Here is a 7,329-nt window from a genome sequence, read left to right as displayed (position 1 = left end):
TGTCACTCCGAGAGTGACACCCCACTCCAGCAGGGAGACGTTCACACCGCAGACCTCCGGGACTCACCGAACACGCCCGAGGTCTCTCCCGCCGGGCCCGGGCGCAGGTGCCGGGCCGGCCTGCGGAACCGGACTAACCGATACACGACCGACGTGGTGACGACACCGCGGCGAAGGAATACTCCCCTCTGCGTTGACCAGTGTCTCAGGTTTGCGCTCCCCGCGACGTCTTGGCATGGCCGGGACACCTCGCGCCGGCCGCACCGACCCCTAGGATTCTCAGGCGATGGCCGCAATCCCCGCCCAGTACCTGCTGGCAGCAGATGCCGCACCGGCGCGGACGCTGATCGACATCCTCTACGACACCGCCGCCCGGTATCCCGACGCAGCGGCCATCGACGACGGCGAGGTCCAGCTGACCTACAGCGAGGTGATCGCCGACGTCGAGGCGGGTGTGCAGTGGCTGTCCGCCCGCGGAGTCGGCCGGGGCGATCGGGTGGGGATCAGGATGCCGTCGGGCAGCTACTCGCTGTACCTGGCCATCCTCACCACGCTGGCCGCCGGTGCGGCCTACGTCCCGGTGGACGCCGACGACCCCGACGAACGCGCGCATCTGGTGTTCTCCGAGGCCGAAGTGGCCGGCGTGATCACCGAGACGGGCTTCCGCCGCGGCCGCGGCTCATCGCTGGGCTGGAGCGCCGGGCCGCCGCGCGCGAGCGACGACGCGTGGATCATCTTCACCTCCGGCTCCACCGGTACCCCGAAAGGGGTGGCCGTCACCCACCGCAACGCCGCCGCTTTCGTCGACGCCGAGGCGCGAATGTTTCTGCAGCACAGCCCGATCGGCACTGAGGACCGGGTGCTGGCCGGACTCTCGGTGGGCTTCGACGCGTCCTGTGAGGAAATGTGGCTGGCGTGGCGCAACGGCGCGTGCCTGGTGCCGGCGCCCCGCGCGCTGGTGCGCAGCGGCATGGACCTGGGCCCGTGGCTGGTCTCCCGGGACATCACCGTCGTCTCCACGGTGCCCACACTGGCTGCGCTGTGGCCCGCCGAAGCGCTGGAAGCAGTGCGGCTGCTGATCTTCGGCGGTGAGGCCTGCCCACCGGATCTTGCCGAACGGCTCGCCATCGAGGGCCGCGAGGTGTGGAACACCTATGGGCCCACCGAGGCCACCGTCGTCGCGTGCGGAGCGCAGCTGACCGGCGGGAAACCGGTCAGTATCGGCCTGCCGCTGCCCGGTTGGGACCTTGCCGTCGTGGACGGCACCGGCGCGCCGGTACAGCCGGGCGAGGTCGGCGAACTGGTGATCGGCGGCGTCGGACTGGCCCGTTACCTCGACCCGGCCAAGGACGCCGAGAAGTACGCGCCGATGCCCACCCTGGGCTGGCCGCGCGCCTACCGCAGCGGTGACCTGGTTCGCCTGGAACACGACGGCCTGTACTTCCAGGGCCGCGCCGACGACCAGGTGAAGGTGGGCGGTCGGCGGATCGAACTGGGCGAGGTGGACTCGGCACTGGTGCATCTGCCCGGCGTCAGCGGCGGGGCCGCGGCGGTGCGCAAAACCGCCAGCGGCACACCGGTTCTGGTGGGCTATATCGCCTCCGCCGACCCCGACTTCGACCTTGCGGCCGCCCGCGCGCACCTGGCCGGGGCACTGCCGGCCGCCCTGGTGCCGCGCCTGGTTCTGGTCGACGAGTTGCCCACCCGCACCTCCGGGAAGGTCGACCGCAACGCGCTGCCGTGGCCGCCGCCGGGTGACGTCCCGGATGTCGGCGCGCAACTGGGCGGCACCATGGGCCGGCTGGCCGGTCGGTGGCAGGACGTGCTGGGCACCGTCGTGGACGGACCGGAGGCCGATTTCTTCGCCCTCGGCGGCGGCTCGCTGTCCGCCGCGCAACTGGTGGTCGCGCTGCGCCCGACCTACCCGGCGATGACCGTCGCTCATCTCTACGACCACCCGCGACTGGGCTCCCTGGCCGGCTTCCTCGACGAGATGGCCGCCGACCAGGCACCCCCCGTCGCGGCCACTCCGCGCCAGGTGGCCCCGATGCCGGCGACCGCCCGGGCCGCGCAGGTGGCGCTGACACTGCCGCTGGCCACCCTCACCGCGTGGCAGTGGCTCACCTGGCTTGCGTTGGCCAACAACGTCGCCGCGGCGCTGCACCCGCTGCCGTGGCTGGTGCCGCTCAACTGGTGGGTGGTGGCAGCCGCGTTCGTGCTTCTCATCACCCCGCTGGGCCGGATGGGCGTCGCCGTGCTGGGCGCCCGGCTGTTGCTGGCCGGACTGAAGCCGGGCAGCTACCCGCGCGGCGGCTGGACCCACATGCGGGTGTGGCTGGCCGAGCGGCTCGCCGAAGCCAGCGGCGCCGAGAATCTCGCCGGCGCACCCTATCTGGTGTATTACGCACGGGCGCTGGGTAATTCGATCGGCAAAGGGGTGGACCTGCACTCCGCGCCGCCGGTCACCGGGATGCTGACCCTGGGTCACCGCAGTTCGGTGGAACCGGAGGTCGATCTGTCCGGGCACTGGATCGACGGCGATCTGTTCCACGTCGGGCCGGTCGCGATAGGCAACGACGCCACCATCGGCTCGCGCACCACGCTGCTGCCCGGGGCGGTGGTCGGCAAGGACGCCGACGTCGCCGCGGGGTCGGCCGTTGTGGGCAAGGTCAAGAACGGCCAGTACTGGAAGGGCTCACCGGCGGTGAAGTCGGGCAAGGCGCGCCACCCGTGGCCCGACCACCGGCCGCCGCGGGCCGCGCACTGGGTGGTGGTCTACGGCCTGACCTCGATGCTGCTCGGGGCACTGCCGCTGGTGTCGCTGGGCGTCGGGCTGGCGGTGCTCGCCTGGGCGGCGCGCGACACCGCGACCCTGGCCGAGGCGGTGCGGGCCGCCGCGCCCTGGATTCCGGTGGCCACCCTGGCCGCCGCGGCGTTCTATGCGCTCAAGACTGTGGTTGCGGTCCGCACGATGTCGCTGGGCCTCACCGAGGGCTATCACCCGGTGCGCAGCCGGATCGGCTGGCAACTGTGGACCACCGAACGGCTGATGGACGCCGCCCGCAACTACCTCTTCCCGCTCTACGCCGGCCTGCTCACCCCGTGGTGGTTCCGGATTCTGGGCGCCCGGATCGGGCGCAACACCGAGATCTCCACCGCGCTGATGACACCGAAGTTCACGAAAGTCGAGGACGGCGCCTTCCTGGCCGACGACACCATGGTGGCGTCCTATGAACTGGGCGGCGGCTGGATTCACATCGGCCCGGCTGTGGTCGGCAAGCGCGCCTTCCTGGGCAACTCCGGAATCACCCAGCCGGGCCGGCGGGTGCCCGACGACGGACTGGTGGCCGTCCTGTCGGCCACCCCACCGAAAGCGAAGACAGGGTCGTCCTGGCTGGGCAGTCCGCCGGTGCGGTTACGCCGGCACGCCGACACCGCCGACGCGGCCCTGACCTTCGACCCGCCGCTGCGATTGAGACTGGCGCGCAGCGCCGTGGAGACCTGCCGGCTGGTGCCGATGGTCGTCAGCTTCGGGATCGCCGCGGCGGTGCTGGCGACTCTGCAGGCGCTGATCGTCCCTCTCGGGTACGGCTGGGCGGCACTGGCATCGGGGGTGTTGCTGCTGATCGCCGGGGCCGTCGCCGGGGCAATCGCGGTGGCCGCCAAATGGCTTCTGGTGGGACGGATTCCAGCGGGCGAGGAACCGTTGTGGTCGTCGTTCGTGTGGCGCAACGAGGTGGCCGACGCCTTCGTCGAGACCGTTGCGGCGCCCTGGTTCGCCAGAGCGGCCAGCGGCACCCCGGTGATGAACCTGTGGCTGCGCGCACTGGGCGCCCGGATCGGGCGCGGGGTGTGGTGCGAAAGCTATTGGCTGCCGGAGGCCGACCTGGTGACCCTCGGTGACGGCAGCACCGTCAACCGCGGCTGCGTGGTGCAGACCCATCTGTTCCACGACCGGATCATGCGGATGGACACCGTGGTGCTGGAGGACGGGGCGACGCTGGGTCCGCATTGCGTGGCGCTGCCCGCCTCCCGGATCGGCGCGGGCGCGACGGTCGGGCCCGCCTCGCTGGTGATGCGCGGCGACGAGGTTCCGCCGTCGACGCGCTGGCAGGGCAACCCCATCGCGCCGTGGCGGGCGTCCGGCAAGCGCCGGCGCGCCGAGACCGAGGCACGGGCCGCGTGAAAAATCCGCCCAAGAAGCGCGGCGCCGCGCCCGTCATCGACCCCTATCTGCCGGACAACGGGAATTTCGGCTACCGGGTATCGCGGTATGAGCTGGAGCTGGAGTACAAGGTCGCCAGCAACCGGCTCGCCGGGACGGCCACCATCACCGCGGTCACCCTGGCCTCGCTGCAGACCTTCACCCTCGATCTGGCCGAGAGCATGGCGGTCAGCAAGGTCACCGTCAACGGCCGCCGCCCGGCCGGCTTCGGGGCGGCGGGCGCCAAGCTGCGGATCCGGCTGAGCAGCGCGCTGCCGGCCGGTTCGGCCATATCGATCGTGGTGCGCTACGGCGGAACACCGCGGCCGATCCGGACGATCTGGGGCGAGGTCGGTTTCGAGGAGCTGTCCAACGGCGCCCTGGTGGCCGGGCAGCCCAACGGTTCGCCGAGCTGGTTTCCCTGCGACGACCATCCGAGTTCCAAAGCCAGCTACCGGATCCAGATCAGCACCGACAGCCCCTATTACGCGGTGGCCCCGGGCGATCTGGTGTCCAAGCGGGTACGCGCCGGCCAGACCATCTGGACCTACGAGCAACCCGAACCGACCTCGACCTATCTGGCCACTCTGCAGATCGGCATGTACGACCTGGTGCGGCTGCCCAAGGCGCCGGTGCGCATGCTGGCCGCCGTGCCCGGACGGTTGCAGAGCCGCTTCGATCACGACTTCGGCCGCCAGCCCGCGATGATGAAGCTGTTCATCAAACTGTTCGGCCCCTACCCGTTCTCGGCCGGCTACACCGTCGTGGTGACCGACGATCCGTTGGAGATGCCCCTTGAGGCACAGGGGGTTTCGATATTCGGCGCCAATCACTGCGACGGCGAGCGGCGATCGGAACGGCTGATCGCCCATGAGCTGGCGCATCAGTGGTTCGGCAACAGCGTCACCGCGCGCCGCTGGCGCGACATCTGGCTGCACGAGGGGTTCGCCTGCTACGCCGAGTGGCTGTGGTCGGAGCACTCCGGTGGGCGCACGGCGGCGCAACTGGCCCACCAGCATCACCAGCGGTTGCTGGTGGCGCCGCAAAATCTGATGCTCTCCGATCCGGGTCCCCGCGACATGTTCGACGATCGGGTCTACAAACGGGGGGCGCTGACCCTGCACGCACTGCGCGGCGCCATCGGCGACGACAAGTTCTTCACGCTGCTGCGGGACTGGACCGGCCGGCACCGGCACGGCACCGTCGTCACCGACGACTTCACCGGCCTGGCAGCCAAGTACACCGACTCCTCGCTGCGGCCGTTGTGGCAGGCGTGGCTGTACTCCACCCGGGTTCCGCCGCTGTGAGCTCGGCGCACGACGACGTCGGTGTCACCGCCGGGCCGGTGGCGCGGGGCAGCGTCGCACGGGTCGGCATCGCCACCGCGATCGCCGCCGTCTGCGGCTACGGCGTGATGTACCTGGCCGCGCGCCGGCTGGAACCGGCGGGCTTCTCGGTGTTCGGGGTGTTCTGGGGCGCGTTCGGTCTGGTGACCGGCGCTGCCAACGGCCTGCTGCAGGAGGCCACCCGCGAGGTCCGGTCGGCTTCCCACCGACCGGCCCTCGGATCGACCCCCGGCCCGCGCACCCGGCCGGTCATGGTCGCGGCCGGCGTCGGGCTCGCCGCCGCCGCCGTGCTGGCCGGCACCTCGCCGCTGTGGGCACCGCAGGTCTTCGCCCAAGAGCGCCCGCTGTCGGTGGCGCTGCTGTCGGCCGGTCTTGCCGGTTTCTGCATGCACGCGACGCTGTTGGGCATGCTCGCCGGCACCGGCCGGTGGTCGCACTACGGCTCGCTGATGGTGACCGACGCCGCGATCCGGGTGCTGCTGGCGACGGCGGCGTTCGTCCTCGGCTGGGGCCTGGCCGGATTCCTGTGGGCCACCGTCGGCGGCTCGCTGGCCTGGCTGTTGCTGCTGGCCGCCTCACCGGCCGCGCGCGCGGCGGCCGGAATGCCCACGCGCCGTGGGGTTTCCGACTTCCTGCGCGGCGCCGCGCACTCCGTCGCCGCGGCCGGTGCCAGCGCCATCCTGGTGATGGGCTTCCCGGTGCTACTGAAAGCCACCTCCGGCGAACTCGGCGCCCGGGGCGGTGTGGTGATCCTCGCGGTGACACTGACCCGGGCTCCGCTGCTGGTGCCGATGACAGCCATGCAGGGTAACCTGATCGCCTACTTCGTCGACCACCGAAGCGCCCGGCTGCGGGCCCTGCTGGGGCCCGCGACGATCATCATCGGCGTCGGAGCGGTCGGTGTGGTAGCGGCGTATCTGCTGGGGCCGTGGATTCTGCGGACGGCCTTCGGTCCGGAGTACGTGACCACCGGTGCGTTACTGGCCTGGCTGACGGCGGCGGCGGTGTCGATCGCACTGCTGACCCTCACCGGCGCGGCGGCGGTGGCCGCCGCCTTGCACCGGGCTTACTCGATCGGCTGGGTAGGGGCGACGATGGCGGCCGCGGCGCTGCTGACGCTGCCGTTGGCGCTGGAGACCCGGACCGTGGTGGCGCTGCTGTGCGGGCCTTTGGTCGGCATCGCCGTGCATCTGGCGGCCCTGTCGCGGGCCGACTGAAATCGGCTGAGTCGCCGTCAAAAAAACTCTGGCGAACCGCGTGTACGTTGCTACACCTCCGGCGTCTGGATCATCGTTCCAGCATTCAACGAAGCGCAGATCATCGGCGATGTCATCACAGACCTGCGATCGGTATTCGCCCATATCGTCTGTGTCGACGACGGCAGCTCTGACGACACCGCCCCGACGGCCCTGCGCGCCGGTGCGCATGTGGTGTCACACCCGGTGAACCTTGGGCAGGGCGCGGCTATTCAGACCGGCGTGGAGTACGCCCGCCGGCAGCCCGGCGCGACGGTGTTCGGCACGTTCGACGCCGACGGCCAGCATCGCCTGTCCGATCTGCAGACGATGGTGGAGCGCCTCGGCCGCGGCGACGTCGACGTGGTGATCGGCAGCCGATTGCTGCTGATCGCCGCCGTGCTCTCGCTCCTGGTGTACCTGTTGCGCTCGCGCACCAACGCCAAGGCGAAGGCATGGGTCAAGGTCGGTTACACGGTGTTCGCCATCACGGCCGTCTACGCGATCCTGCGACCCGCCGACACAACCGTGCTGGCCAACCTGC

Annotated in this window: 4 protein-coding genes; all 4 read left to right on the top strand. The window is 71.0% G+C overall.

Features of this window, described 5'->3' with window-relative positions; all coding sequences use genetic code 11:
- The first annotated feature begins 286 nt into the window (after positions 1–286).
- Positions 287–4,186, top strand: a complete 3,900-nt coding sequence (locus ADBZ6I_RS14655; RefSeq protein WP_526385070.1) for a Pls/PosA family non-ribosomal peptide synthetase — start codon at positions 287–289, stop codon at positions 4,184–4,186.
- Positions 4,183–5,511: a M1 family metallopeptidase gene (locus ADBZ6I_RS14650; protein WP_526385068.1), complete on the top strand. Its 1,329-nt coding sequence runs from the start codon at positions 4,183–4,185 to the stop codon at positions 5,509–5,511. Before ADBZ6I_RS14655 ends, ADBZ6I_RS14650 begins: the two co-directional genes overlap by 4 nt.
- Positions 5,508–6,767: a hypothetical protein gene (locus ADBZ6I_RS14645; protein WP_526385066.1), complete on the top strand. Its 1,260-nt coding sequence runs from the start codon at positions 5,508–5,510 to the stop codon at positions 6,765–6,767. The genes ADBZ6I_RS14650 and ADBZ6I_RS14645 overlap by 4 nt, the downstream gene beginning before the upstream one ends.
- A 6-nt stretch (positions 6,768–6,773) precedes the next feature.
- Positions 6,774–7,329, top strand: a 556-nt coding sequence (locus ADBZ6I_RS14640) for a glycosyltransferase family 2 protein (protein ID WP_526385072.1), incomplete at its 3' end; no start/stop codon positions are given.

This window comes from Mycobacterium sp., from assembly GCF_044342925.1.
Lineage (GTDB): Bacteria > Actinomycetota > Actinomycetes > Mycobacteriales > Mycobacteriaceae > Mycobacterium.
This window is presented reverse-complemented; position numbering and strand designations above follow the sequence as displayed.